27 protein-coding genes are annotated in these 26,312 nt (G+C 39.8%); 8 read left to right on the top strand and 19 right to left on the bottom strand.

Features of this window, described 5'->3' with window-relative positions; all coding sequences use genetic code 11:
- The first annotated feature begins 1 nt into the window (after position 1).
- From K1720_RS00860 to K1720_RS00850, 3 genes are read left to right on the top strand one after another with little or no spacing between them, the layout of a single operon-like run.
- Complete coding sequence (locus K1720_RS00860; protein ID WP_251949344.1) at positions 2-1,000, top strand: alpha-ketoacid dehydrogenase subunit beta; 999 nt, start codon at positions 2-4, stop codon at positions 998-1,000.
- A 21-nt stretch (positions 1,001-1,021) separates the two neighbouring features.
- Complete coding sequence (locus tag K1720_RS00855; RefSeq protein WP_251949343.1) at positions 1,022-1,255, top strand: lipoyl domain-containing protein; 234 nt, start codon at positions 1,022-1,024, stop codon at positions 1,253-1,255.
- 42 nt (positions 1,256-1,297) lie between these two features.
- Entirely contained in the window at positions 1,298-2,080 is a 783-nt protein-coding gene (locus tag K1720_RS00850; RefSeq protein ID WP_251949341.1) for a lipoate--protein ligase family protein, read from the top strand.
- Between the two features lie 2 nt (positions 2,081-2,082).
- On the opposite strand, the gene K1720_RS00845 is transcribed toward K1720_RS00850, so the two are convergent.
- Genes K1720_RS00845 through K1720_RS00830 form a run of 4 tightly spaced genes read right to left on the bottom strand, consistent with a single transcriptional unit; the run spans position 2,083 to position 4,507 of the window.
- A complete protein-coding gene (locus tag K1720_RS00845) occupies positions 2,083-3,063 on the bottom strand; it encodes an NAD(+)/NADH kinase (RefSeq protein WP_251949340.1) in 981 nt (326 codons plus the stop codon).
- A complete protein-coding gene (locus K1720_RS00840; RefSeq protein ID WP_251949338.1) occupies positions 3,063-3,434 on the bottom strand; it encodes a Lin0512 family protein in 372 nt (123 codons plus the stop codon). Before K1720_RS00840 ends, K1720_RS00845 begins: the two co-directional genes overlap by 1 nt.
- Positions 3,427-4,245: a dihydrolipoamide acetyltransferase family protein gene (locus K1720_RS00835; protein ID WP_251949336.1), complete on the bottom strand. Its 819-nt coding sequence runs from the start codon at positions 4,243-4,245 to the stop codon at positions 3,427-3,429. Before K1720_RS00835 ends, K1720_RS00840 begins: the two co-directional genes overlap by 8 nt.
- A gap of 1 nt (position 4,246) precedes the next feature.
- Positions 4,247-4,507: a biotin/lipoyl-containing protein gene (locus K1720_RS00830; protein WP_251949335.1), complete on the bottom strand. Its 261-nt coding sequence runs from the start codon at positions 4,505-4,507 to the stop codon at positions 4,247-4,249.
- Positions 4,508-4,671: 164 nt separating this feature from the next.
- Between K1720_RS00830 and K1720_RS00825 the strand changes: the two genes are divergently transcribed.
- Positions 4,672-5,670 (top strand): thiamine pyrophosphate-dependent dehydrogenase E1 component subunit alpha, encoded by a 999-nt coding sequence (locus K1720_RS00825; RefSeq protein WP_251949333.1) that lies wholly within the window; start codon positions 4,672-4,674, stop codon positions 5,668-5,670.
- Positions 5,658-6,641 carry an alpha-ketoacid dehydrogenase subunit beta gene (locus K1720_RS00820; protein WP_279347054.1) on the top strand — a complete coding sequence of 328 codons (984 nt, stop codon included), beginning with the start codon at positions 5,658-5,660 and terminating at the stop codon, positions 6,639-6,641. Before K1720_RS00825 ends, K1720_RS00820 begins: the two co-directional genes overlap by 13 nt.
- A 25-nt stretch (positions 6,642-6,666) precedes the next feature.
- Here the strand turns inward: K1720_RS00820 and K1720_RS00815 are convergent, their stop codons facing one another.
- From K1720_RS00815 to K1720_RS00805, 3 genes are all read right to left on the bottom strand, one after another.
- Positions 6,667-7,089, bottom strand: coding sequence for a PPC domain-containing DNA-binding protein (locus K1720_RS00815; protein ID WP_251949331.1), 423 nt, complete (start codon positions 7,087-7,089; stop codon positions 6,667-6,669).
- A gap of 49 nt (positions 7,090-7,138) precedes the next feature.
- The gene (locus K1720_RS00810; protein WP_251949329.1) at positions 7,139-8,968 is read right to left on the bottom strand and encodes a PEP-utilizing enzyme; all 1,830 of its coding nucleotides are present in this window, start codon (positions 8,966-8,968) and stop codon (positions 7,139-7,141) included.
- Positions 8,969-9,080: 112 nt separating this feature from the next.
- A complete protein-coding gene (locus tag K1720_RS00805) occupies positions 9,081-10,514 on the bottom strand; it encodes a Tm-1-like ATP-binding domain-containing protein (RefSeq protein WP_251949328.1) in 1,434 nt (477 codons plus the stop codon).
- 110 nt (positions 10,515-10,624) lie between these two features.
- Here K1720_RS00805 and K1720_RS00800 point away from each other — a divergent pair, with 110 nt between their 5' ends.
- Positions 10,625-11,512, top strand: a complete 888-nt coding sequence (locus K1720_RS00800) for a malate dehydrogenase (RefSeq protein WP_251949327.1) — start codon at positions 10,625-10,627, stop codon at positions 11,510-11,512.
- Positions 11,513-11,528: 16 nt separating this feature from the next.
- Here K1720_RS00800 and K1720_RS00795 read toward each other — a convergent pair whose 3' ends face one another.
- From K1720_RS00795 to K1720_RS00740, 12 genes are all read right to left on the bottom strand, one after another.
- On the bottom strand, positions 11,529-11,927 hold the full coding sequence (locus K1720_RS00795) for a cupin domain-containing protein (protein ID WP_251949325.1): 399 nt from the start codon (positions 11,925-11,927) through the stop codon (positions 11,529-11,531).
- Between the two features lie 14 nt (positions 11,928-11,941).
- Positions 11,942-12,832 (bottom strand): hypothetical protein, encoded by an 891-nt coding sequence (locus tag K1720_RS00790; protein ID WP_251949324.1) that lies wholly within the window; start codon positions 12,830-12,832, stop codon positions 11,942-11,944.
- Entirely contained in the window at positions 12,833-14,074 is a 1,242-nt protein-coding gene (locus tag K1720_RS00785) for a LeuA family protein (protein WP_251949323.1), read from the bottom strand.
- Between the two features lie 24 nt (positions 14,075-14,098).
- On the bottom strand, positions 14,099-14,869 hold the full coding sequence (locus tag K1720_RS00780; RefSeq protein WP_251949322.1) for a DUF169 domain-containing protein: 771 nt from the start codon (positions 14,867-14,869) through the stop codon (positions 14,099-14,101).
- Between the two features lie 23 nt (positions 14,870-14,892).
- Entirely contained in the window at positions 14,893-16,698 is a 1,806-nt protein-coding gene (locus tag K1720_RS00775; protein WP_251949321.1) for an aldehyde ferredoxin oxidoreductase family protein, read from the bottom strand.
- 39 nt (positions 16,699-16,737) lie between these two features.
- Complete coding sequence (locus K1720_RS00770) at positions 16,738-17,220, bottom strand: 4Fe-4S dicluster domain-containing protein (protein ID WP_251949319.1); 483 nt, start codon at positions 17,218-17,220, stop codon at positions 16,738-16,740.
- Positions 17,217-19,163, bottom strand: a complete 1,947-nt coding sequence (locus K1720_RS00765) for an aldehyde ferredoxin oxidoreductase family protein (RefSeq protein WP_251949318.1) — start codon at positions 19,161-19,163, stop codon at positions 17,217-17,219. Before K1720_RS00765 ends, K1720_RS00770 begins: the two co-directional genes overlap by 4 nt.
- A 154-nt stretch (positions 19,164-19,317) precedes the next feature.
- Positions 19,318-20,127, bottom strand: coding sequence for a cyclase family protein (locus K1720_RS00760; RefSeq protein ID WP_251949317.1), 810 nt, complete (start codon positions 20,125-20,127; stop codon positions 19,318-19,320).
- A gap of 228 nt (positions 20,128-20,355) precedes the next feature.
- A complete protein-coding gene (locus tag K1720_RS00755; RefSeq protein ID WP_251949316.1) occupies positions 20,356-20,649 on the bottom strand; it encodes a MoaD/ThiS family protein in 294 nt (97 codons plus the stop codon).
- Between the two features lie 15 nt (positions 20,650-20,664).
- Complete coding sequence (locus K1720_RS00750) at positions 20,665-21,714, bottom strand: PEP/pyruvate-binding domain-containing protein (RefSeq protein ID WP_251949315.1); 1,050 nt, start codon at positions 21,712-21,714, stop codon at positions 20,665-20,667.
- Between the two features lie 200 nt (positions 21,715-21,914).
- A complete protein-coding gene (locus K1720_RS00745; RefSeq protein ID WP_251949314.1) occupies positions 21,915-22,442 on the bottom strand; it encodes a DUF1097 family protein in 528 nt (175 codons plus the stop codon).
- A gap of 265 nt (positions 22,443-22,707) precedes the next feature.
- The gene (locus K1720_RS00740; protein ID WP_251949313.1) at positions 22,708-24,009 is read right to left on the bottom strand and encodes an acetamidase/formamidase family protein; all 1,302 of its coding nucleotides are present in this window, start codon (positions 24,007-24,009) and stop codon (positions 22,708-22,710) included.
- Positions 24,010-24,157: 148 nt separating this feature from the next.
- Between K1720_RS00740 and K1720_RS00735 the strand changes: the two genes are divergently transcribed.
- Entirely contained in the window at positions 24,158-24,682 is a 525-nt protein-coding gene (locus K1720_RS00735; protein ID WP_251949312.1) for a class I SAM-dependent methyltransferase, read from the top strand.
- 84 nt (positions 24,683-24,766) lie between these two features.
- Complete coding sequence (locus K1720_RS00730) at positions 24,767-25,951, top strand: CGP-CTERM-anchored Cys-rich protein (protein ID WP_251949311.1); 1,185 nt, start codon at positions 24,767-24,769, stop codon at positions 25,949-25,951.
- The last annotated feature ends 361 nt before the right edge of the window (positions 25,952-26,312 follow it).

Raw genomic sequence — 26,312 nt, 5'->3', positions numbered from 1 at the left:
AATGCCAAGAAAACTCCCCATGTATAAGGCCATATCTGAGGCTATAGCCCAAGAAATGGAGAGAGATGAAAACGTATTTGTCATGGGCGAGGATATTGGAGCATATGGGGGCATTTTTGGTGCAACAAGCGGTCTTCTTGAGAAGTTTGGACCTGAAAGAGTTAAAGATACGCCAATAAGTGAATCTGCCTTTATAGGAGCAGCCTTAGGAGCTGCATCCAAGGGAATGAGACCAATAGTTGAGTTGATGTTCGTTGACTTCTTTGGAGTTGCCATGGATCAGATTTACAACCATATAGCCAAAGCTCACTACATGTCTGGCGGTCAAGTGAAAATGCCAGTAGTAATAATGACTGCAATGGGTGGCGGATACAGTGATGCTGCACAGCATTCACAATGCCTTTACGGACTTTTTGCTCACGTGCCGGGCTTGAAAATAGTAATTCCCTCAAACTCTTACGATGCAAAAGGACTAATGATTTCTGCCATTAGGGATGACAATCCTGTAATGTATTTCTTCCACAAAGGACTTATGGGCCTTGGATGGATGCCCTCTCCACCAGAGGCGGCAGTTGAAGTTCCAGAGGAGCCCTATACGGTGCCTATTGGGGAAGCAAAGATAGTTAGAGAAGGAGATGACGTTACCATTGTGGCAGTTGCAAAGATGGTTTATGAGGCATTATGGGCTGCAGAAGAGCTTGAAAAGGAGGGTATAAGTGCTGAGGTAATCGATCTTAGGACGTTGGTTCCCTTAGACAGGAAAGCTATTTTGGATTCAGTAAAGAAGACCGGGCGCTTAGTTGTGGTAGACGAGGATTACAGGAGCTATGGAATGAGCGGGGAGGTTATTGCAACAGTTGTTGAAAATGGCGTATCTCTAGAAGTTCCTCCTGTGAGAATAGCTTATCCAGACGTCCCAGTTCCTTACAGCAGAGTTTTGGAGAGATATGTCCTTCCAGACAAGGAGAAGATAATCAATGCTGTGAAGACCATAATCTGATTTGACATTGGAGGAGAGACGATGGAAGTAGAGGTGAAAGTTCCTCGGATTAGCCAGGAGGATAAAACGGGTGTGATAAATCAGTGGTATAAACATGATGGAGATCACGTTGAGGAAGGTGAAGAGATAGCAGAGATCATGATAGAGAAAATAACCGAAACAATAAGGGCACCAGCCAGTGGAAGACTTAAGATATTGGTTCCTGAGAACGAAGAGATCGCCCAAGGGCAAGTAATAGCCCTCATAGAGGTTTAGTTTTTTCAAAACTTTTAATTATTTTTCTTTCCAAAAATGATTATGCCGTTGAGAATCTTGATTACTGAATTTTCAGATCCATACTTGAATTTAGCATTTGAAGAAACTCTTGCAAGGGTTAGGGCAAAGGATCTAATTGGAGATACACTGAGGATATGGCGAAATGAAGAATCCGTAATCCTTGGGCGTTTTAGGAAAGTTGAAGAGGACGTTAACTTAAAAAACCTCAAGAGGTTTAAGGTTCCTCTAATAAGGCGGTTTACGGGTGGAGGAACAGTTTATCATGACAAGGGCTGTTTAAACTATTCTTTGGTAATTAAGAGGGATGTAAACTATCCATTGGAGTACCTTTACGGTGTTCTTCTGCGCGGAACTTTACTTGCTCTAAAGAAGCTCGGTTTGAGGGGTTATTTGAAGAACACTAATGATGTTGTCGTAAATGAAAGAAAAGTTTCCGGAACTGCTGCAAGTATAAGATGGGGGGTTCTTTTTCTACATGGTTCTCTGTTAATAAATTCTGATTTGTTGAGACTTTATTCTTTCCTTAAGATTCCAAAATGGCACAATTTTGATCCAGTTAAATATAGGGTTGCCAATCTTTCCACTTTTGTGAAGGGAATTAAAATGGAAGATGTTGTAAATGCATTAATATGGGGCTATTCTAGGGTGTTACTGGAAGATCTCACCTTTGATGATCCATTAAAGGAAGAATTAAAGATAGCTAAGATCCTTTATGAGGAAAGGTATTCAAAGAAGGAATGGAATTTGAACTATCCTCCCCGGGTGAATGAAAGGGAGATTAACGAGAAAATAGAAAAAGTGTAGTATTAATCACTAAAGAAGCCTCTTTCTGCTGCTATCTTCAGGGTCTTTTTGTAATCTATAACCCGAGGGCCGTTTCTCGTTATTTTTGCTGTTATTTTTCCTTTTATCTCGGTCTCCCTTTCTCCATCAAGGGCTAAAAGAGATGGAGATGTTTTTAGCTCGATTTCTTCGTTTAGTTCCAGAGTTCGTACTTCTTTGACTTTTATGCTTCTAAATACCCCTGGGGCTATAGGGGCTTTTAATGATCGCCCTTCACCAAGCTCTACATATATTCCCAAATCATCTCTTTCTGTTATCTCCATTATCATTCCCGGGATTGAACTTAGTCCAATGTTGTGGGGTGAGGAAACACTTGCCACGACTTCTTTTAAATACTCTGGCTTCCAAACAGCTTTGGAGCCTTTGAAAGAGTGCAACGTTGCAACAGCATCGATTAATGCTATGTCTCTAAGCTCCTCATTTTCATAAAGCTCAATTCTTTTTGTCTTGTATGTACCTTCTTTGGCCTTGACTGTACCAGTCGCTATGGCCGAAACAGCTGCTCCAGCTATTGTGGCCTCTATCATGTACGGAAATACGTTATTTGTCCCTGTGGATATGGGCATTAAAGGAGTCTCTCCAGAGGCCTTTGCTACTACTCTGTTGGTTCCATCTCCTCCAATTACAATTATGACGTTCACTTTATCTCTCATGAGCTCTGTGGCTTTTAAGGTGTCTCTCCAGTCTCCAAAAACCTTCATTGGAAGCAACTCCACCTCTAGAGAGAGCCGCTCCCCTACGGCATGCAATGCAGCTGGTACTATTCCAAATGTTTCGGGCATTGCTAAAACCTTCTCAACACCCAATTCTTGCATTATGAGCAGAAGTCTTTTCACTATGTTGACCTTTTCCATATTGTCAAATACACTTGCATGGGCTATCAAACGCCTTATATCCCTGCCAGATTCAGGGTTTGCTATGATTCCAACTGTAATTTTTCTCATCAGGTTCCTCTCCTTACGTAGATCGTTATAAATGCTACAGCGATTAGAATCTCATCTGTTTTATCTCCAAATTCTTTTAAAGCTATACCTGGCCCTTTCAGGCCCCCTTCGATAATATTAACATCCTTCTTGCATTCTAGAGGAATTGCAGCTTTCACCTTCTCTATCTCCACACGTTCAGGGTAAGGAACACCGATAATGCTTTCTATCCTTATGTTCTGGGGATTGAGATCAAAGAGTTCTACAAGTCCAACGGCACAGACCCTGCTTATTGCATCCTTTACTGCTTTTATCGCAGCTTTTGTTGGATCTTGTCCATGTTGATCTATCCCCATTCCCATCTCAATAACGTATCTTTTCCATTCACTCACTCTCAAACACCTTCTCTGGATTTTCCATGTAGTATTTGACTCTTCCTAAGAATCTTGCTGCAGGTGCTCCATCTATAGCCCGGTGATCAAAGGTGAGAGAAAGCATCATTGTATTTGCTATTTTGATTTCTCCATTCTTGACTATCGGTCTTTGAACTATTCTGTTAAGGCCCAGAATTCCAATTTGGGGTGGGTTAATTATGGGAGTAAAGGAATCAACTCCAAGCATTCCGAGATTTGTAATGGTGAATGTCCCTCCAACAAAATCTTTTTCCTTAAGTGCACCTTTCTTTGCTCTTTCAACAATGTCTGCATAATCTTGTAGGAGCTCCTCAAGTGACTTTTTATCGACGTCTCTGATCACTGGAGTTATTAAACCTATTGGGCTATCTACGGCCACGTTTATGTTTATGTTCTCGTAAATTACTATTCTTCCTTCTTCCATTGTTGCATTAATCTCTATAAAGTCCCTAAGGGCTTTTGCAATACATTTGAGCATTAAAACGGTATATGAGGGCTTTGTATTGAGTTTTTCAGTAAGCTTTTTTCTCATCTCGATGAGATTGTCCATCTCGGTTTCCATATTTAGGGTCACGTGAACAGCCTCTCTGTAGCTTTTTGAGAGTCTCTCTGCTATGACTTTTCTGATTCCAAACACTCTTCTTTCTTCTTTTACTTTTGGAAAGAAGTGCTCTTTTATGTATTTTTCGAGATCTTCGAGTGTAACCTCCCCATTGGGCCCCGAGCCTTGTATTTTTGAGAGATCAATGTCATATTGCTCAGCAATCATCCTAATCTCTTCCGTCACCATTTCAACTCCCCTCGGTTTCTATTATTGCTATAACCTCCCCCACAGGAACTTCCTCACCAACATCGTGAAGGATTTTTACTAAAACCCCAGAGGCTGGAGCCTTCACTTCTCCGGTTAACTTCTCAGACTCCACTATGGCAATTATTTCCTCTTTCTCTACCTTCTCTCCAACCTTCTTTTTCCATTCCACGATAGTACCTTTTTTCATAGTCATACCTAATTTTGGCATAATGATATTTACGCTTGACATATATATCACCATATCGCTATTTTAACTGAATCTTAATAAAGTTTTGGAATAAAAATAGAAAAGTATATATACTTCTTCTTTAAGAAAGTCACAATGTTTAGTTGTATTGTGGTCCAATAACCTCATCACAAAATAAGCTCTTCTTTAAATCTATAAATGATTAGAGGGGAGGCGAGATGGCTGAGATTCCAAAAGAAAAGCTGTTGTGGATATATGAAGCAATGGTTAAGATAAGAGAACATGAAGAGCGGGTTGCAGAACTTTTCGCTCAAGGCAAGATACCAGGGTTTGTTCACTTATACATTGGAGAAGAAGCAGTAGCAACGGGAGTAATGGCTCACCTAAGAAAGGACGATTTTATAACGAGTACTCACAGAGGGCATGGACACTTTATTGCAAAGGGAGGCAATATTAAGGCCTCAATGGCAGAGCTATTTGGAAAAGCTACTGGGATATGCAAAGGAAAAGGAGGATCAATGCACATAGCTGATTTGGATGTTGGCGAGCTAGGGGCAAATGGTATAGTCGGTGGTGGAATTCCCCATGCGGTAGGCGCAGCATTAGGGATAAAGCTAAATGGTTTAGACAATGTTGCTGTGGCGTTCTTTGGAGATGGAGCATCTAACCAGCAGAACTTTCACGAGGCAATAAACCTCGCCGCGATTTGGAAGCTTCCGGTTGTATTTGTATGTGAAAACAATCTCTATCAAATTTCTCTTCCATACTCAAAGCAGCAAGTGATAAAGAGTGTTGCTGAAAGGGCAGCAGCCTATGGAATTCCTGGAGTTAGTGTAGATGGCCAAGATGTTTTTGCGGTTTATGAAGTTGCTAAAGAAGCAATAGAGAGGGCTAGAAGGGGAGAAGGCCCGACTCTAATAGAGGCAAAAACCTACAGGTTCAGAGGACACTTTGAGGGGGATCCCGAAATATACAGGTCAAGAGAAGAGGTAAAGTGGTGGAGGGAGAACAAAGATCCCATAGTGATTTTTGAGAGAACAGTTTTGGAGAAAGGTCTCTTGAGCAAAGAAGAACTTGAGAAAATTAAAGAGAAAGTTAGGAATGAAATTGAAGAGTCTATAAGGTTTGCTGAGGAAAGTCCATGGCCCAAACCGGAAGAAGTTCTTGAAGATGTATTCTCAACCCCAACAAAGGGGGTGTTAGTATGGCAGTGGTAAGGGAAATAACCTTTGCAGAAGCTCTTAATGAAGCGTTAGACTACGAGATGTCCAAGGATCCAAGGGTTGTTGTGATGGGTGAAGACGTGGGAAAATATGGAGGTATCTTTGGCGTTACAAAGGGACTTATTGATAAGTATGGGGAAGAAAGAGTTAGAGACACTCCAATAGCAGAAAGCGGATTTATAGGAACGGGAGTAGGAGCCGCTGCAGCCGGTTTGTTAAGGCCTGTTGTGGAACTGATGTTCATAGACTTCCTCGGTGTTGCATATGACCAGATTTACAACCAGGCGGCTAAAATGAAGTACATGTTTGGAGGAAAGGCCAAGATTCCAATAGTGATTAGAACGGTCTCTGGAGCAGGAGCAAGCGCTGCAGCACAACACTCTCAATCATTGCATGCGCTCTTCATTCACGTTCCAGGATTAAAGGTAGTTATGCCATCCACTCCGTATGATGCCAAAGGGTTGCTAATATCTTCAATTGAGGATGACGATCCAGTGATTTTCATCGAGCATAAGATGCTTTACGGAATTAAGGGACCTGTTCCAGAGGAAGCCTACTCGATTCCTCTTGGTGAAGCAGATATTAAGAAAGAGGGAAAGGATGTCACAGTTGTAGCAACAGCTTTGATGATCCACAGAGCCCTAGAAGTTGCAAACAAACTTGAAGAAGAGGGGATAAGTGTTGAGGTCATCGATCCAAGAACTCTTGTGCCGTTAGATGCTGAAACTATTCTCAATTCCATAAAGAAAACTGGAAGGCTTGTTGTAGTGGATGAGGCCTATCCAAGGTGTGGCTTTGCTACGGATATAGCAGCCTTAGCCGTTAGTAAAGCCTTTGAGAGCTTGAAAGCTCCAGTCAGACTTGTTACAGCTCCAGCAACACCAGTTCCTTTCAGCCCAGCCTTAGAAAAAGAGTGGATGCCAAGTACGGAGAAAATTGAAAAGGCAATTCGGGAGGTTCTTTGACTCTTAATTTTATCTCATGGGCATTTTAAACCTCGTATACCTCTGTTTCCATCCTTTTTGCTTTTTCCACATAAACTCTTCTGAAGCTTAGCTTATTGCATGAAATAATTGCTATGATTGCATAGGGATCGCATTTTCCACCAAGCAAGTGCCCTCCATAGACGTTATTATTTTTATCAGCAACGCTTATGTGAATGTGAGCTCTGGGAGCAGTTTCTTGGAGATATCCCGTTATTGAGACTATTTCATAAATTCCTTCAAATTTTTTCCGCTGGTATTTAGTACCCGTGTAATATCCCATTTCTAGATCTTTTAACATTCCAATACCTGAGATAATCATCCCGGCTTTGATGTTTTCTCTTTCTGCAACTTTTGTTAATCCATTTAGAAGATCTTCATCTCTTTCTAGTTTTACTATCAAGTACTCATTATCTCTCTTAATGTACATTATAGAAGCCCCCTAAAACATAAATAAAAATAATAAAAATTCAAAAAACTCATTCTTCTTCCAAAACAGTCACTATACCATTTATTCCATCCAAACGCACTTTCATGCCGTCTTTGAGCATCCTGGTGGCTATTCTTGTGCTCACTACACAGGGGATACCAAATTCTCTTGAAACTATTGCTGGGTGAGAGGAGAGTCCTCCACTGTTTGTTATCACTCCCTTTATTTTTGGATATACTGAGATCCATGCTGGACTCGTTATGTCACAAACAAGAATGTCTCCTTCTTCAACTTTGTCGAATTCATGTGGCCCCTCTACAACTTTAACAACTCCTTCTATTACCTTTGGTGCTCCTGCTGCGAGACCTTTTAAGATTTTGGCCTTACCAGTCTTTGCAAGTTCGTATGTTTCTTTTTCTTGTTGCAGCTTCTCAAGGCTCCATCCCCATAATCCCTGTTTATATGGTTCTTCTTTGATAGACCATTCTGTAATTGTACCTACGTAAGGAGCTGGGATAATTTCTTTAGCCTTTTCTCTCTCTTCCTTCCTCTGTTTGACTAAAGCTTTGGCGTCAATTTCTGAGGGATCTGCAAATAGTGTTCTTATCTCATCATACTTCAGGTAAAGTATGTCATAGGGCTCTTCTAACAGGCCTTCTTTTACAAACTTCTTTCCTAACTCTCTAAGTACGTATTTTGCAGCTGCATTTGTTTGTTGATCGATGTAGAAGTGGTGGTTTGGTGTTAATGGTGCCATTTTAATAGCTCTCTCCATTTTTTCTTTTACTAGTTCTTTCTTATCTTCGGGTATCATTTCCATTAGTTTCTCTATTGCTTCTTTTTGGTCTGTTATGATCCACTCTTTATCTGCGTAGAAATCGTAGTCCATTGCAAGGTATGTTCTTAGCTGGGCAATGACTGTGGGTGGGTATTCCTCCCAGGTAGGAAGGTCATACTCGTATACATACAATGACTTCCTTCCATATTCTTTTAGGAATTTGACGATTCTTTCATATATTTCTTTGCCTTCCTCTAATTTTTGCAGTTCTTCCCAAACCTCTTCGTCAGTCTTTGGAGATTCAAATAGTTCTCTTACCGCAGAGTTGCCCTTAACAGCTTCCTTGATCTCATATAATATCTTTAGAGAGTCCCAATTGACGTCATCTGTGGAAACTAATATTCTCGCAAGTAAGTCTTGGACCTCGGGAGTATTGTATTTCTCATCACCAAGTATCTGGCGAACGGTTTCTCTAAAGTCTAGGAAGGATGCGAATTGAGCGAAGTTCAATATCCAGTGAAGCTTCCAATGTCTGTCGTAAATGTCTATCATCTCTTCTAAGAGCCACATAAGCTCCCCTAAGGAAGCTTCTTCGTAGGGATAGTTGAATATAAACTCCAAGTTCTTCTTGATTTCGGGGAGATACCTTTTGTCCCACTGATCTAAGAAGATATCGGCATATATTGGCAAGATTTTCATGAAATATTTTCCGGAGATTCTTAGCTCGTCAGGATCGGTTCGGGGAATTATCGTAGTATAAACATACCCATTAACTACTTTTGCTGGCCATGCTCTTCCTGTGGGAGACCAGAATCTTCTATACATGTATTCAGTGCTTTTTATAAGCTTTGAGTCCCACCAAGTGAAGAGTTCCATTATTGGTAAAGCTGGATGTGGATTGTGCAAATCGCTTCTCCACCAGTGTAGATCCTTTTCATGTTCTTTCAAAACAGTTACCCATTCGACATTTAGATCTTTGTCCCAGTTCTCACCCCACTTCACTGGAAAGTAGTCATCTCCTAGAAATTTTTCTATAACTTTGGACCCAAGTGCATACTCTTCCTTTTTCTCTTCTTCCTTTTTTCTAGAAAACAGTCCCACAATATACACCTCCAAGAGAGATTCTCATTATGCAATATGATACTTTACACTTAAATAGTTTATGGTATATAAACGTTATACACATATCAAATTCAAAATTGAACTTTATGTATCATTTTTTGTTATTTTTCATCTTAAAATAACCTTTATAATATGATACCAATGCTTGAAACTTAGGGTATGGGTCATTTATGTATAACTTATTGTTTTGGTATTTCCGCCCTTTCCATTTATCTTTTATAGTTTCTATTAGAATCTGTGTAACAAAATGTACAAGCTCTGGATCATTGATATGGGCATCCAATGGGATGATGGTTACATTTGGGTTTGTTAGGTCTATATTTTCCATTATTCCTTTCCAGAGCATCATATCAGAATGGGGATCCCACCATGGTATGGTGGTTTGTACTAATTCACAATTTTTGATTTTTTGGCAGTAAACTCCCGAGGAGTTGGGAAGAAGAGGGTCTTGGTCATAGGCACTGAACCCACGTATTGGAATTATGATTATTACAGGAGCTTCAGCATCGTTGACTCGTTCTGCAATCAATTTTCCTGATTGATACATTTCTCTTTCATTTGCTCGCATCAAGGTTACCATTCCTCTACTATGTTCGTAAAAAAGGCGTTTTCTGTATTTACGGGGAATGGTATCGGGAGGCCCAAAAACAATTTGATCCAGCCCTCCTGGAAGGATTATATGAGGGATCTTTCTTTCAATGGCAGCTCTTAGTCTTAGTTTTCCATCATGACTTGCTATTAAAATTCCACCTGCAATCTCATCTATTATCTCATGGGTTGTTAGATCATAAACTGCAACTACTCTTTCTTCACCTCTAACAAACTCTTCCATAGTATATCCACCAGAAAGTCCCACAGCATGGAAAGAAATCACTTCAAACTCATTTTCTAGGATACTTTTGCCCATCAATAAGTGTTGTGTTGTGGTTCCAAACTGGGTTGCTACAATAATTGGTTTTCTGGGAATCTCTACTGGTTTTGCTTTTAGTTCTCCCATAATAGCAGCTGCAACTTGATTAAGCACTGTTGCTTCTATAGTGTTTATTGAGTCTCCTCCAGAGATGTCTGAGACAGACCACCAGACCCTAATGTCGCTTCCAGCGATCTTGGAGGAAACTTCTTGAGGTAACGTGGTTATTAAATATTTAGGAATAAATAAGGGTAAACTTTTGAGTATCTTGATACCCATGCCTGTCCCCACTGAACCTCCAAATGCGATAACACCATCTATTTTCTTTTCCCTTAGGAGATTATTCAGTATCTTTACAGCTCCTTTGATCATAATCTCTTGGGCTTCTATTCGATTTTTCCTAGAAACTTCCTCAATTGTACTGCCCCCTTCTTGGGCCACAGTGTAGTTAGGGATATCAGGGGATACTATGGAGGAACTGTGTTTTTTGAGAGAAATGTCAATTAAAATAGGCACTCCGGCATAAAGTTTTATTCTCTCTTTCAAATACTTGGCTTCTATACCTTTTGTATCAAATGTACCAATGACACATACCCTTGTCCCACTTATTTCCATAACATTTGTCACCTCTGTAATAGAAATATATCAAAAATATGTTATTAAGAAATATTTAAATATCTTTCTTTCTATTTTAATTTTGTAAAAAATATCTTGAGGTGATTAAGGTGAAAATTGGATTTGTGGGTACAGGTAGGGTGGGCTCAACAATAGCGTTTACTTGTATTCAACAATTAGATGTGGATGAAATTGCCCTCATCGATATCGTTGAAAACTTGGCTATTGGGGAAGCTATGGATTTAAGCCATGCTGCAGCTGGTCTCGATAAATATCCAAAAATTATAGGAGGGAGTGACTATAAACTCCTTAGAGGCAGTGATATAATAGTAGTAACCGCAGGATTGGGAAGAACACCTGATATGACAAGACTTGATTTAGCTACAAAGAATGCAGGTATCATTAAAGGTGTGGCGAAGAAAATAGTGCAGAATTCTCCTAAAAGTAAAATACTGGTGATAACGAATCCTGTTGACCTAATGACATATATTATGTGGAAGGAGAGTGGAAAATCACGAAATGAAGTCTTTGGGATGGGAAATACACTAGATTCAATGCGTCTTAAAAGGATCCTCTATGAATTTACTACTAAAAAGATAAAAAAAGCTTGGATACTGGGAGAACATGGAAATAGCATGTTTATATCGAAAGGTTTGATAGATGTTGAGAGCTTCCCTGATTTGGACAAAATACTCTCTAACGTCAGATTTGCAGCAGCAGAGGTTATAAGAAAAAAAGGAGCCACATTTTACGGTCCAGCAATCGCAGCATATAGGATGATAAACGCTGTTCTAAATGATACAAAGGAAGAAATACCTGCTAGTGTAGTGCTAGATGGGGAATTTGGGCTTAAGGATATTGCAATAGGTGTTCCTATTATTCTCGGGAAAAATGGCGTGGAAAAAATTGTGGAATATGAGCTTACTCAAGAGGACTTAGAAAACCTAAGAAACTCTGCAAATTTGCTAAAAGAAAAATTAAAAGAACTAGGATATTAAATAAAAAAGAAATAAGCTAAATCTTATCGCTAAGGAACTCCTTAGCCCTCTTTTCGGCCTCTTCAAAATATCCCGATGCCTTTAGTGCTGGTACGTAAACACAGATCAATTTTAGTGTTTCGTCGCTGGTGTTTTTCATCTCGTGTTTTACTCCTGCTGGGGCATATACGAGCATATCGGGGTGGACTTCTACTTCACCTTCTTCTGAAATTGCTACTCCATGTCCTGAGGCAATATACATGTATTCATCTACATCGTGTGTGTGGGCCCCAGTAGTGCTGTGTGGGTATATCAGGGATACTAATAGAGTAAGATCTTTGTTGCCGACATTGGGAGAAAACAGTACTTTTAGTACTCTTTCATTTGGTTTTGGAACAGTTACTCCCGGAACCTCCCAAATTTTTATGGCAGCCATGCCTTCTACCTCCTTCAAATAATTTTTTCAATTTCATCCATAATAATTTGCGGGTTTTTGGCCCGAATTAAATATACATCCAGCTCATCTGCAACTTTCTTAACAAATCTCAGCCTTCTTTCCCGTAGTTCTTGATAGTCGATAAGTGGGAATGGCCGTTTACTAGAAAGCATATAATGGGCCATGAAATAGGTTTCTGTAAGGCATATGAAGGTCTGATACATTTTCTCGTAAGTGTCGAGTTCTTTGACAAATGTGTCAAAATTGCCATCGATATCTGGAATTATTATGAGGTCTAACTTTCCAAACTCTTCTACCCATCTCCATTCTGGTAGTTTATCAAAGAACTTCCATACTCCCGCGGTTGCAGGAGGTAAGTCTGATCTTTCTGTGCCCTTCACTCTCTTTGTTATAAAGACATCCCGACTGCCTTCTACTACTTTTAGATCTTCGTTAACTAATACACTCTCCGTGCCTATAATTGCGCCTCCTCTTCTGACGGCTTCAATTAAACTCATCGTCTTTCCGTGGTTTTCTTCACCGGCCATAAAGAGTATGTTTTTCCCTTTGTAATTCACGGCTGTAGAGTGGAAATTGTATATGCCATTCTCTTGGAGTTTTCTGACTATCATTGCAAGCATTAATTTTTGTATATCTCCCGGTGGCAGTTGTCCGTATAACATCAAAACCTTCCCATTTGGGTTATAACTGATGTCTATTTTTTCTACATCTGCATACCACACTATATCTGGTTGGATTTCTTTTATATCTTGAACCTCCTTTAGGCCTCCAAGTCTGTATTGAATAAAGCTTAGATCTCCAATAAGATCTTCTTGAGTTCTTGAAATTAGGTCTACTCTTAACCTAACACCTGCGGTTTCAAATTCGCGAATCTTAACTTCCATTTACTTCCCCTCCTTTTCCAAAATTTCCCTTGCAATTTTTATCAATAAAGAGTCTGGTACAGTACTTTTTAGGGTGTTAGCAGTCTCTTTAACTTTATATGCTATTTTTCTCATAACTTCGGGATCTTCTACTGTAATCCCCAATTCTGTCAACCTTTCTGCAACGAATGAAGTTCCACTTCCTTTTGAAACTACATATTCCAATTTTCTTCCAACTGCTTCAGGCATGAATGGGAGCATTCCCGTAAGCTTGCCTGCTTCTCTTGCTTTTCTGTGCATCCAAGTGATCCATCCAGCTGTGTATTTGAATTGATTTTCCCCAACTATAGGTTTGTTTACTGCGACTTTTACTTTTGAGATCTCTTCAACGATTTTCGAGACTTCATATAGTTTTTCTAGCTTTATGTTTGTCTTTACACCAAGTAGAAATTCTAATGCAACTGCAATTTCCTCGAGTGATAACAAACCGACTCTCTCACCAAGTCCATTAACTGTTACATGAAGCCCTTCCACCCCAGAAGCTACGGCGACTAAAGCACCAGCAGTTGCCAATCCAAAGTCATTGTGTATGTGTAGTTCTAAGGGAGTCTTGCCAGCAGCCTCTTTAAGCCGTTTCATCACGTATTCCATGGCCCAAGGAAGAGCATCTCCATATGTGTCGCATATGGTAATTCTGTCTACATGGGCCTCTACTAATGCTTTTACGTTCTTTTCTACAAAGTCTAGGGGAGCCTTGAAATCATCCCAAGGCATTGCCACTACATAAAGGCCATGGTCTTTTGCGTATAATGCGGCGTTAAGGCCTCTCTCGATGATTTCTTCTGGCTTTAAATTCCAAAACACCTTTCCTTGCCAGGGATTTCCAACAAAATCTAAGACAATTCCCTCTAGATCAAGTTTTAAAGCTAAATCTGTGTCTTCTTTTTTCCAGCTTACAAAGGAGAGAAGTTTTGCATTGAGCCCCATGTCTACTAACTCTTTTGCAGCCTCTTCGTCATCCTTTGAAAGGAATGGAATTAATTCTATCCTGTCTATGCCAAGCTCATCTAGGGCCTTTGCAATCATCACTATCTCATCTCTCTTAAAAGCAACTCCAGGCATTTGTTGGCCTTCTCTAACTGTGGCGTCATGTAGTACTACTCTTTCAGGGGGGGTTATTTTGGATCGTACTTCCTCAATCCAATTGTAAGGGGTCAGCCAATATTTTTCGGTATCCCATTTTTCTTTATTTGGCAAATCCAATCTTATCACCTCCATAATACAATTCTAAATATCATCCTTTCCGAGCAATTTTGTCCATGGATGATGTGGATGAGGGCCGGCCGTGAGTAGGGGATATATTTGGGGAGGATACTTTGCATCGATTTCTTTTATCCTAGTTAGTGCACTTTCTAACTCCTCGACACTCATTCCAAACCAAATTTCATCATCCTGGACATGTGCCATAGCCCTTGCTCCTCCGCAAGGAATATTGATCCAGGGATGATCTCCTAAGACAAGAGCCGCTACAATCTCACATGCGGCATGGCCATTGAAAGCAGAAATCGGTTTTTTGAACTCTGAGTCATAATAACCTCCCAGAAGTAGATAAGCTTGGGTAGGATTAATTGTTAGTATAACACCATCTGGACTAATCTTTAGATGATAGAAATCCCTTAATGGTCCAAAAATGGCTTCTTGATATTCTCCATGTGGGAGGTGTATAATATCGTTTATCATTTTTTCGTAACCTTCTTCAGTATATTTCTTGCCTAAAAGCCACTTTGCTTTTAATTTCTCAGGAAGTTCTTCGAATCCAAGGATATAAGGCCCAAAAACACACGCAGCTAAGCTTCTGCTATCGACTCTATATGTCTTTTCATGTATTGCCACTAACTTTAAAACTTGGCATAGGGTGAGTTTCCGTCTTAGTTTTTTGATGGCTTTGTATTTTGGGATCTCATGAGTCTTTACCATCTTAAATGCTATGGGAGCACCTTTAGGTTTGATCCGATGTTCAAGTTCCTCTGAAATCTCTTTTATGTTCGTATCTTTCACCTCCTAATAAAAAGAAAAAAAGCTCAGTCGATCTCTTTTACAACTCCATCTTCAGTTAATCCTCTTAACTCGTAGTATCTCGGTAGCCATTTTTCTATGGGTGGGACTTGTGTATCCGTCCTGTTTGCATGGGGTGTTGCCATCCTGAGGGGCAACTTATCGTCTTTAGCAGTTATGCCAAGTTCATTGTTTATTTTCCTCTGTACTTTCCATATTCTATTTGCGATTTCCATTAATTTTTCAGGAGTGTATTCTTTTCCTGTAACAAAGTAAAGAAGCTTTATTATGTCTGTTACAGTCAAACCAGCGGCAAATGCATATTTGCAGATAATCAACGAGTCGTAGATTATCATTAAGTTTTGCATTTTTATCACAGTTTCAATTAATTCATCGCCATCGATGTATCTATTGTCAAAGGCTTTTATGCCAAGTTCAGGCACAGAAATGCCTTTAAATGGCATATGGGGCCATCCTAAATGGTCTGCACCACGATTCATAGTGACGTGACTTAGTCCATGGGACCAGTAGGCTCTACCATCATGGGCAGGCATTTCTAGACCCTTTATTTCTACCGCAAGTTCGGGAGCTCCTAGTTTCTCTGCAGCTTTTTTGACGCCTTCTGCTAGGATATCTCCTATTCCTTCCCTGTAGGCAATTTTTTCAATTAGTTTGTGCACTGTTTCTGCATTTCCCCATTCTAGTGTGAGGCCTTCAAGATTCTTGTCTACTATTCCTCTTTCTGCTGCATCAAAAAGGAATCCAATGACGTTTCCGGTTGAAATAGTATCTAGTCCTAATCTATCGCACATGTTATTTGCTTTTATGATTGCCTCTAAGTCGTCTACTAGTAAATTCGAGCCTAAAAGACCCACTGTTTCGTATTCTGGTCCTAACCCGACAAATTCTTTGAAATATTTTCCATTCTTTACTTCTACGAGTCTTTTACATGCAATTGGACATAATGTGCATGCGAATGGCCTCTTAAGGTAGTTTTCTGTTAAACTCTCTCCACTAATCTTAGCAACTTTATCATCGTCCCATTTACCCCAGAGGAAGTTTCTAATAGGGAGATTCCCAAGCACATGGTATCCTTTTACTCCTCCAGCGCTTCCATATCTTCTTAGTCCAGTTCCACCTTTTGTCAGCTTCTTTATCAATTCTTTTAGGAACTCTCTTAGTTCCTCTGGATAGGCAACAGGAACTGTCCGCGTCCCCTTTGCCACTATTGCCTTGAGGTTCTTTGACCCCATTACTGCTCCTAGACCGCACCTTCCTCCAAATCCCTCTTCGTTTGCTATAATGGAAATTTTAACCTTCTTCTCTCCAGCAGGTCCTATAGCTAAGGCCTTTATTGTTGAGTCGTTTAAATCCTTTCTGAGAGACTCTATTGTTTCGTGTATATCTTTACCCCAATATTTGCTCGCATCTCTAATTTCCACGTTTCTATTATGGAGGAATAAGTAAACAGGTTTCTCGGCTTTTCCTTTTACGATTATTGCGTCAAATCCTGCTTTTTTCATTTCAATCGCAAACCATGTTCCAATATGAGTTTCGCCCCATATCCCAGTTTCTGGAGAAATAGAGCCGACAGTTACTCTTCCCCCATTAGGGATTCCATCAATGGTTAAAGGTCCAGTAGCAAAAACCATTATGTTGGACTCATCCTCGGGATCTTTAATCTTTTTAAGATTCTTATGTATGATATGGGCAGCGTATCCAGTCCCACCCATATACTTTTCATAAACTTTTGGATCCGCCTCTAGAATATCGAGTTTGTTTTCACTCAAATCCACACTCAGTATTTTTCCAGTATATCCAAACCATTCCATCTTTTTCACCTCTTCTAAACAGAAAAATGAAAGCTAAAATCAAGGATCCTCAAGGATTTGTTTTGTCAATGTGATTATTGCTTTATTTTGTTCATGGGCTACTTTGCTGGCTAATGGATGCACGAATTGTATAGCCTCTGTTGGGCAGTATTTTGCACATTGAGGATCTCCATCACACAAGTCACATATTGTTATTTGGTTAAGCACTGGGTCTAGGATAATACCATTGTATGGACAAGCTCTGATGCATAGTCTACAGCGAGTGCATTTGTCATGATCCACGATTATAGCTCCAGTTTCAGGATATACAGATAATGCATCAAATGGACAAGCTTGAATGCAGAATTTCTCTTCACATTGGACACATACATTTACAACGTCTAAATTTTCTTGTTCTTTTCTCAGAACTCTGATCCTACTTCTGTCGGGATTTATCACGCCCAAATGGTAAGCTGAACAAACTGTAGAACAAACATTACATCCTGAACACTTCTCAGGATAGAAAACCAACATTCCCTTCATTCTTCTCCCTCCTTGATAAGACCCCTCTTTCTAAGATCCTCTTCAATTTCGTGGAGTTCCAGTTCTCTGAGAATCTGTGGTTTAGGTACTGTAGTCTTCGGATCGAGTCCTCTAAGTGCATAATATGCATCAAGCAGTTTCTCGAACTTCTCACGTGGGAAGATTTTGGTATCTCCTTTCTCATTTACTGGTAGAGGTTCTTCGAAGACCCTTCTTGGCAAGTAGTCATGTTCTCTGCGGAGCCCATATCTTACATTTTCTGCTCTCTCAGTTAGTATTGTTCTATGAGCTGCTTTTGCGAAATCTTCAGGAGTTAAATTAAGGCCCGTAGCGGCGTTGTATATCCTAAACATTCCTTTTTCTTTTACTTCCGCAATTTCAGGCGTAGAAGTGTATGAAGAATAGGCCCAATTACAGACTTCAAAGAGGTTAACTAATGTTACATAAGTCTCAAAGTGCACAAATACTCTCATTGCTTCATCTTCTGGAAGTTCGTCCCATTTCAAAGACCTTCCGCTACTTAGCACAGAAACTCTCAAGTGATCGGCACCCCTAGTGGCGATAGCATATCTCATGTTGTAGACATTCCCGGCTCTGGGATCGTTGGAGGGCATTGTTAATCCTTTTACCTCTAATGCATACCATTCACTCTCGGGCCCGAATTCTTTGATTAATTCTTTTGTACTTTTTGCAAAGAGCTCTCCAATCTTGCCTTTTCTGTAAGCTACACTCTTTATAATTTCCTCTATTGCTTCAAAATTCCCCCAAGTAAGTTCTAATCCTCCAACCTGTTCTTTTGTTATTATTCCATTTTCATACAGATCTATTGCAAAAGCGATGTTGGATGGTAATGTTGTCGCATCAATCCCATATGCATCACAAAGCTTGTTTAAGTATATACCTGCCTCAGTATCCCATCCACCTGCCCTATAGGTGAGAGATTGTATTGAATAATACTCTGGGCCTCTCCCTTTTATTATGCCATATTTCTCACTCTTCATGTGTATTGATCTGGTACATGCTATTGGACAAAGGAAACAAGATCTCCCTTTGACATGATATTTTAATATTGTCTCTGCACTTACCTTTTCAAGTTCTTCCTCAGTAGCATATCCACGGTGACCATTTTCAATAATTAGAGTCCCATGTGCAGAATGAACCCTATGAAGGAAATTGGAACCTAACAATCTTCCTACTTGAGATGTCATTGGATCATCTAGAAATACTTGTAACAGTTCTTCAAATGCTTCTTTCCAAGCTTCATAATCTGCTAATTTAATGTCTTTTGTACCACGCACAGAGATAGCTTTTAAGTTCTTGGAGCCCATTACAGCACCCATTCCGGCTCTTGCAGCTGCACGACTTTCAGTCTCTATTATGGCTGCAGTTGCCACTAAATTTTCTCCTGCAGGCCCTATTGTCACGGCTTTTATATTCCGATCTCCTTCTTTTTCTCTAAGGTGGTCAAATGTTTCATGAGTGGTTAGACCCCACAAATCTCTAGCACTTTTAATCTCCACATTATCATCTTGGATGGAGAGATAAACAGGTTCTTGGGCTTTGCCAGTAATTACTATGAAGTCATAACCAGCATGCTTTAGCTCCATGGCAAAATCTCCACCAGAATTAGAATCTCCATGGATTCCGGTGGCTGGAGATCTAGCTCCAACAGTAAATCTACCTGAAGCAGGAGCTATTCCTGATAGAGGACCAGTAGCAAATACCAAGGGATTTTTAGGATCTAAAGGATCTCTCTCAGGATCTACAAGATCAAAAAGAAGTTTTGCAACAAATCCGCGCCCACCAATGTACTTTACGGCAAGTTCAGGATCAAGGTCTTTTGTCAGAATTTTGTTTTTAGATAAGTCGACCCAAAGGGTCTTTCCTGCATATCCCCCTTCAATATGTATACTCATATAACCTTCCTCCATTAAAAATTTCAATATATGGTATACAAATTGAAATTCTTAAGCTTTTTGGTATAGACATTATGAAAGAAATTATAACATTATGTAAAAAGAAATTGGAATTTTCTTACTATATAATCCCCCCATGGTATAACACAAATGAAGTTAAAAGAAAAAAACTAACACTCTTTTACTCTTTTTCAACAATTGCAACGGCTCTGACCCATCCAGCACTTGCTTTCTCAATCTTTATTGGGAAAAGAACTACTACGAAACCTGTTGGTTTTGGTATTTTGTCTAGATTTGCCAGTCTTTCCAGATGGATATATTCTCTTTCCCTTCCAACATTGTGCGCTGGCCAGAGGACACTCTTATCTCCAGTTCTCTTGTATTCTTCTCCCATTACTTTGAATGCCCTGTCAAATCCAAATGCATCAATCCCCATGACCTTCACGCCTTGATCGATTATGTAAAGTGTTGCTTCCCTACTCATTCCGGGGTGAGCTTCGAAATATTCCCTAGTTCCCCACTTCTTGTCCCATCCCGTGTGAATCAATACGATATCCCACGGTTGGAGTTTGTAGTTTATCTTTTTCAAGGCTTCTTTCACGTCTTCTTCGGTTATAAGCTCTCCGGGGCCTTTATGTGTCATGTCTAAGACTACTCCGTTTCCAATGCACCATTCAAGAGGAACCTCATCGATAGTTTTTGCTTTCATTTTACCATTTTCAGTTGTGGGGAAGAAATGCCAGGGAGCATCCATATGAGTACCAATGTGAGTAGCCAGAGTTAATTCTTCCCAAGCTTGCGAATGATACTCATAAAATGGTGGTCCAGGGGGGAAGTCTATGGGGTTTATTCCTGTAGGTACTGAATTTAGCCTAGCACCTTGTTCATGGTCCCATTGAGTCATTTTTACATAGCCTACAATGTCGGGCATAAAAGGCTGTATTGGTAGCGTTAAATCAATTAACTGATATTTTTTTCTGTCCCAAAACAAGGTTTGCCACCTCCAAGTGTCTGATCACTTGGTATATTTCATGAAACTATTTAACTTTTTTGGTTTGACTTCCATGCAATTTGTAGGCCCATATCAAAAATAAATTTTAATAATATAAAACATTTTGATACATAGTTAACTAAGCTAATGGAAAGAGACGAGCATGCTTCATGATAATAAGTTATAAAAAAGAGCAAAATTGAGTCTAACGTTTCTAATGATAATAATTTATTTTGCACTTCCTCCATGTACTACTGGCAGGAAGAAGACCTCCTCCTTGTCTTCTAATTGAACCCTAGGCAAATCTTGGGGTATCAGAACCCTACCCCTTACAATGATAGTTGAGAACTCAAAGATCTTCTCAGGGTTATTTTCAAAAAATTCTGCCAATTGTGGATATTTTTGGAAGAGAATCCCAACTAACTCTTGAACGGTAAGAGACGACTTATCTATTTCGATCGTTTCCTTATGTTTTTTTATTTTTTCGTAAAATGGTCCTCCATAGGTCAAAGTTAGTCTCACACTTTACACCTCAATTCACATTTCGGTACTTTCTGCTTTTTGGATTTTTCCCTTTTTAACATTCCAAACTGTCTCGGCTCTAGCTTGGACAATTTTAACCTTTTCCGGGAAATTTTCGTATCTATCTATTGCCCATTCAATATCCATAAAGACTCCATAATGATCTTCAATCTTTTTGGCATATTCTACAAGTAGTGCTATCTCTTTCTCATTAATTGAAGGCATTTTTTTGAATTGTGGAAATACAGGAAGCTCTTTCACGGTTTGGGTGTAAGGATCCCAGTCGATTCTTATAGTCTTTTCTGCAATCTGCTTCTTTATAATCCGCTTAGTGTTTTTATCCACTACAAAATGATCTGGAATTACTCTTCCACTTACAACTGCTTCTCCAAGTCCCCAGCTTCCCTCAATAACTATTTCATTCTCATTTCCAGTGATTGGGTTCACAGTAAACATAACTCCGGCAGCTTTAGAACGCACCATAGCTTGTACAACTACTGCCATATACACATTTTCGTGGGGGATGTTCATCTGATTTCTGTACACAATAGCTCTCGGAGTGTAAAGGCTTGCCCAGCACTTTTTCACGTGTTTAATCACACTCTCTGGGGTTGAGACATACAAATATGTATCTTGCATGCCAGCAAAACTGGCACTTGGTAGATCTTCAGCAGTTGCTGAGCTTCTTATGGCCACTTTAGTATTCTTTTCTTTCTTTATCTCGCAGAGTTTCTCATAAGCTTCTATTATTTCCCTTTCTAGGTCCTTGTCTAGTTCAGTAGATACTATCATTTCCTGTATTTTTTCAGCGGTTTCTTTTATTTCAGAAGGCTTAGTTATGCTTTTGGTTTCTCTTAACAGACGTTGGATTTTATCCCAAATGTTGCTTTCATACATAAAGTTTTTGAAAGCCGTTGAAGTTACTACAAACCCTTCTGGAACTCTTATTCCTATGGAAACTAGTTCTCCAAGATTGGCCCCTTTCCCGCCAACTATACTTAAATCATCTTTACTTATATCTTCAAACCATAGGATATTTTGTTTATATTTTCCAGAGGTTGACATATTCCCAACTCCTTGTGTATAACTACACCTATTTGTATGTAATATATCAAACTTTTTAAACCTTTTTATATACAGAATGTTATAATAAAATGCATGTTTTGTAAAAATATGGACAGAATGCTCATCTCATTTACAATATACCCTTTAGAATGTTGACAATTTATGTTATATAAAAATAAAAGTACAAGGAAACTATGGTCTCACTCTTCTACAGTCTGTGGGAAGGTTATTGTAACGTTGAACCATCCTAGAAATGCCCCAAAATATCCTGCCACTATTGTCCAGAAAGCTGCGACGAAAGTAGCAGCATAGGGCCCAACGTCTACTGGAGGCAATGCTCCGGTGAAATATACAGCAAGCGTCATGGAAATTCCATTAAATATTGCTAGAACCGCCTTCCCTATACTGGGATACTTTAGGGTATACACTACAATACCAACCCAAATGAAGTTCGTGATGATGAATGCAATGTCAAAGCCTAGCGATGGTGCCAATGCAAGGGATGATGCTAGCCAAAAGGCCGTCATAATGCAGCCATAGAGAAAACCATAGCCTATCATTTTCAATGCTTCTACATTTGCTCCGAACACAAAATACTCAGCCCAAACAATAAAGCTAATCCACACGGGGAGCCCCCAAGTCCCCAATCTCGTTGCAAAGGGTGTTGCTACCGCTACAGTTATAGGGGTGGCTATCCAAAGGGGTATCCTTTGTTTTACAACAGCCATGTGAACTCACCTTTAACTACTATGTGTCCTACCTTTATATATTTTGTGTATATCTTGTAATTTTTCTTTCTTTTTGTTTATTATTACCTGTACTTATTTCAACAAAAATTTTATATTTTTAAGACAAAAAGTACGGCTTGTTTTTTATCTTTTCCCTTAGTCTGAGGAATAAATGTAACATTGCTTTACAATTTTTAGGATAATATTTTTAGACGTTTTAATATTGAACCATTTTAGAACAAAATTTAAAAGAAAATAGTTTAAACTAGAAGGGTAATTTGTAATGTTTGACAACTAGTTCATCTATACCCATCTTTTCAAGGGCACTTAGGGGTACTTGCATGGAAACTTGCACTATTCCTGGGAGTCTACCAATCTCTACAGCTCCACTTATGGTTACCCTGTTTCTAACTTCCTCAATACTCATCCCAAATAGCTTTGCGGCCCTTTCAAAACCTCTCATTGCAGCTTCATTTATTGTAGGTCCAGAACCTATTATCTGTACTGGTGCAACCGGTTCGGGTTCAATTCCAAACTTCTTAGCTAAAGTTTGCACCCTTTCCCATTCGTCTTTTCTCCAAGGTTTAACCAGTGGTGGTAAGTCCTCTTCTGGAGGTAATAGAATTGGACCTTCTAGGTTAAGGTTCTTAATGACTGAGACTTCTATAACACTCTCGGCACTTATGTCTGTTGTGTGGCCCGCTACTTCTCCATCTCCCTGCATTGCATGAGCATCTCCAGCGTATACTCCTCCTCCATCGACTTTTACTGGGGCTATTATTATTGCTCCTTCTCTAACTGCATCGATATCCAAGTGTCCATCTGTGAGCTTGGTTTCGTAGTCCTCTTTAGTTATTGCATAGGGATGGGGTGCGTTTATCAAGAACGAACCAAAATCGCCTGCATTGTGTGAATCAGGTATATCAACAGCGGGGACAGTTCCAAACTGTCCTAAAAATGGCCTTATTCTTGAGGGAACGCCAACTATATCGGCTTTAGCAAAGATCAGAATTGGTACTTGCTTTGAGTTTTTAGGTAGGGCATGCCATTCCCAAGCTTCTTGAGCTATCATTTCAGCCGTTTCTTTGTTTACCGTAACTCCTACTCCAAGATTGGAGTCAAGCACCATAGTGTATCCGTTCACCATCTTAAATGGGGATGCAGGGGAGCCACAGTGTTTACACCTTATGGCATCTTCTCCAATTCCAATTACTTCGAACTCGGGCCAGGGATCGTTACATGAAGGACATTTTTTGGCCACGTAAGGATCACCGACAAAAGCTCCTTCTCTTACTGTATCAACGCCCGAAGAAGCCGCTTTTGAGAGCACTTTTATGCTCTTTATCCTCATCACTAGACCGTCACCAACTTTCGCGCCATCGACAGCTACAGGGACGTTGACTTCGTGCCCTCCTCTAATGGTTGGCGTTATCATTGGGCCCCAGCATCCGGGGGCTGTGACGAAGATTATTCTCCCTCCATCTGCCACAGGCCCGAGCATTTTGGAGTGGGGACCGATAATTCCGTTTGTTTGTAGCTCGTTAAAAATTTCTTCTTCAGCAACCATTGCAAATCACCAAGCATTATTTTAATTATGAAATATAAAAGCCTTTGTATACTTGGTAAATTAATAGGCAAAATTAGATAAACCCACCTCCACAACAGACTTTTTAATCACTAATTAAAGATTTAAAATTCTAAAACTTAGATAAAGTATGGTGGTGAGAGTGTTTGGGTTTGGTTATCATTCTTTTTTGAATGAACACATAAAAAAGAACAAATGTAAAAGATTAATGGAAATAGGAGTATATGATGGTGAAAATGCAAAGAACATGATTGAAGCAGCTAAGAAGAACTTTCCTCCGGAAGAGATAGAATACTATGGATTCGACTACTTTGAAAGTGAGGCTCACTATCAGAAAGTCTACAAAAAGCTGAAAGAGACAGGCTCTAAATTTAAGCTTTTTAAAGGGGATTCTAAGGTCACCCTTCCTCAGCATATAAATGAGCTTCCAATAATGGATCTTATATTTATTGATGGTGGAAAATCCTATGAAACTGCAAAAAGCGACTGGGAAAATTGTAAAAAACTACTGGGAGATCATACGGTAGTTTTTGTTCATAATTATGGGTTTCCTGGAGTTAAACGGGCCATAGATGAAATTCCACGGGATAAATATGTGGTAGAGATAATTTATCCCCCAAACGACTATGTGACCGCACGGATTAGGAAAAGATAGTTTGCCAACGAATAACTTCAAATGGGTTTGAAGTTCTCGATAGGCGTATATACTTTGAACTCTATACACTTACGGTGTATGAAAATGCGATGGTCACTGCTCATTGGGATTTTACTTTTCTTCGTGCCTTTCGCAAATGCGTGTTATAACCCAATGGATTCTCTAGCAGTTGAAGTTTATCTCAACAAACCTGGGATTACTTATGATTTAACCCCATTGAAATCTGCTCAAAATGTGATAATCGAAAATGATAGCATAATCTATCGTTCACACCATGATGAAAGCGTTGCGGTAATTTTAAGTGAGGATAATGGCTTTCTTAGGGTTAGGGTCCAGATACCGGCAAAGAGTTTTAGCTCCACCTATGCTCATGCTTCACTTGTAACTCCTTTGCTAATTTCTGAAGAGATGGTTGAGAAAGCCAAAGAGCTTGGATGGGAAGTTGAAGGGTTTACATTCAAAAAGAAGAATCTGCTTGTGCAAATAAATCTATCAAGGGGAGATGAATGTCAAAATGACTCGGAGTGTGCTACAGGAGGATGCTCTGGAGAAGTTTGTACTACTAGAGATAAAGCAAAAGAAGTAATCACCCCATGCATATATGCGGAATGGTATGATTGCTTAAGATTAACTCAATGCGGCTGTGTCAATGGTTTCTGCACATGGAAATCAAATGAGGAATTTGAAAAGTGTTTAAGAGAGCACAACATGGACCCATCAAAAGTTGTTAAGGTACCAAATGCTGAGGTCTGGATAGCAGACTATGGGAAAGAAAAGCCAAGTGAAGAGGATTTGAATGAAATGAAGGCCCTTTTTGATGTTTTTGGAATCTCGTGCATGCTTGAAAACTTGAGTTTCGAAAGCGAGACTGTGGAAAGTCCTACAGGGGTGGTTGATCCTTATTCCTTTAACTTCACCGAGGCCCTTAGAACAGAGCTCGTGTGGCTTAGGGATAATGGGATAGTCAGGATCAACGAAGAGGACATTGAAATGATTGCAAAGGTTGCAAAAATGGGAAAAGCGGGTTATAACTCCCATATAGGCTGGTACGAGAAAGATGGGAAGTATTCATGGGTTGCTTATGACGAAAGTGACAGTCCACTTTTGTTGAGGTGTGTTGGCCAACCTTTTAAGCTTAAGCTTCCTCCGAGCCAGGTTGAGCTTCCTCAAACTAGTACAACTTCCACAACATCACAACAAACAGAGAGTGTCTGTGGGCCAGGCCTTATCTTGGGTTTGCTATTGATGGTGAGGGTTTTTAGGAAATGATCTTTTACTAGAGGTATCCCATTATGGGGTACCTCCCATATGAATCTTGCGGAAAATCTCGAGGAGCCTATGGATAGTCACATTTTTTTGAAAGCCTCTCTCTTTGGGGTGAGGATGCAGGAATTCTAAAATTTAGTCCTCAAGTAGAAATCTTTTTAAACTCTTGCAACGTAATAGGATCTCGAAGAGGCCACCCCAAGGGCAACCTTTAGTGAGAGTTTCACTCGTGTCCCCCTGCATGGGGGAAGACGCCGTTAGGCGTCCTTTATAATACCACCGCTGAGGTGGTTGAAACCTTGAAGAGTGGCCTCTAAAACGATAACCCCGAACCGCTTTGCGGTAGGGGTAATGGGCCTAAGAC

The organism is Thermococcus argininiproducens (assembly GCF_023746595.1).
Lineage (GTDB): Archaea > Methanobacteriota_B > Thermococci > Thermococcales > Thermococcaceae > Thermococcus_A > Thermococcus_A argininiproducens.
The sequence above is the reverse complement of the archived record's forward strand: the minus strand, read 5'-3'. Positions and strand labels throughout refer to the sequence as shown.

Excerpts from the sequence above, each read along its gene's own strand:
- K1720_RS00750 (WP_251949315.1), bottom strand. The coding sequence starts at position 21,714 with ATGTCAACCTCTGGAAAATATAAACAAAATATCCTATGGTTTGAAGAT.
- K1720_RS00740 (WP_251949313.1), bottom strand. The coding sequence starts at position 24,009 with ATGGTTGCTGAAGAAGAAATTTTTAACGAGCTACAAACAAACGGAATT.
- K1720_RS00745 (WP_251949314.1), bottom strand. The coding sequence starts at position 22,442 with ATGGCTGTTGTAAAACAAAGGATACCCCTTTGGATAGCCACCCCTATA.
- K1720_RS00835 (WP_251949336.1), bottom strand. The coding sequence starts at position 4,245 with ATGGTGACGGAAGAGATTAGGATGATTGCTGAGCAATATGACATTGAT.
- K1720_RS00775 (WP_251949321.1), bottom strand. The coding sequence starts at position 16,698 with ATGGAATGGTTTGGATATACTGGAAAAATACTGAGTGTGGATTTGAGT.
- K1720_RS00790 (WP_251949324.1), bottom strand. The coding sequence starts at position 12,832 with ATGGAAGTTAAGATTCGCGAATTTGAAACCGCAGGTGTTAGGTTAAGA.
- K1720_RS00815 (WP_251949331.1), bottom strand. The coding sequence starts at position 7,089 with ATGTACATTAAGAGAGATAATGAGTACTTGATAGTAAAACTAGAAAGA.
- K1720_RS00735 (WP_251949312.1), top strand. The coding sequence starts at position 24,158 with ATGGTGGTGAGAGTGTTTGGGTTTGGTTATCATTCTTTTTTGAATGAA.
- K1720_RS00795 (WP_251949325.1), bottom strand. The coding sequence starts at position 11,927 with ATGGCTGCCATAAAAATTTGGGAGGTTCCGGGAGTAACTGTTCCAAAA.
- K1720_RS00730 (WP_251949311.1), top strand. The coding sequence starts at position 24,767 with ATGCGATGGTCACTGCTCATTGGGATTTTACTTTTCTTCGTGCCTTTC.
- K1720_RS00855 (WP_251949343.1), top strand. The coding sequence starts at position 1,022 with ATGGAAGTAGAGGTGAAAGTTCCTCGGATTAGCCAGGAGGATAAAACG.
- K1720_RS00830 (WP_251949335.1), bottom strand. The coding sequence starts at position 4,507 with ATGGTGATATATATGTCAAGCGTAAATATCATTATGCCAAAATTAGGT.
- K1720_RS00845 (WP_251949340.1), bottom strand. The coding sequence starts at position 3,063 with ATGAGAAAAATTACAGTTGGAATCATAGCAAACCCTGAATCTGGCAGG.
- K1720_RS00820 (WP_279347054.1), top strand. The coding sequence starts at position 5,658 with ATGGCAGTGGTAAGGGAAATAACCTTTGCAGAAGCTCTTAATGAAGCG.
- K1720_RS00770 (WP_251949319.1), bottom strand. The coding sequence starts at position 17,220 with ATGAAGGGAATGTTGGTTTTCTATCCTGAGAAGTGTTCAGGATGTAAT.
- K1720_RS00860 (WP_251949344.1), top strand. The coding sequence starts at position 2 with ATGCCAAGAAAACTCCCCATGTATAAGGCCATATCTGAGGCTATAGCC.
- K1720_RS00805 (WP_251949328.1), bottom strand. The coding sequence starts at position 10,514 with ATGGAAATAAGTGGGACAAGGGTATGTGTCATTGGTACATTTGATACA.
- K1720_RS00825 (WP_251949333.1), top strand. The coding sequence starts at position 4,672 with ATGGCTGAGATTCCAAAAGAAAAGCTGTTGTGGATATATGAAGCAATG.
- K1720_RS00850 (WP_251949341.1), top strand. The coding sequence starts at position 1,298 with ATGCCGTTGAGAATCTTGATTACTGAATTTTCAGATCCATACTTGAAT.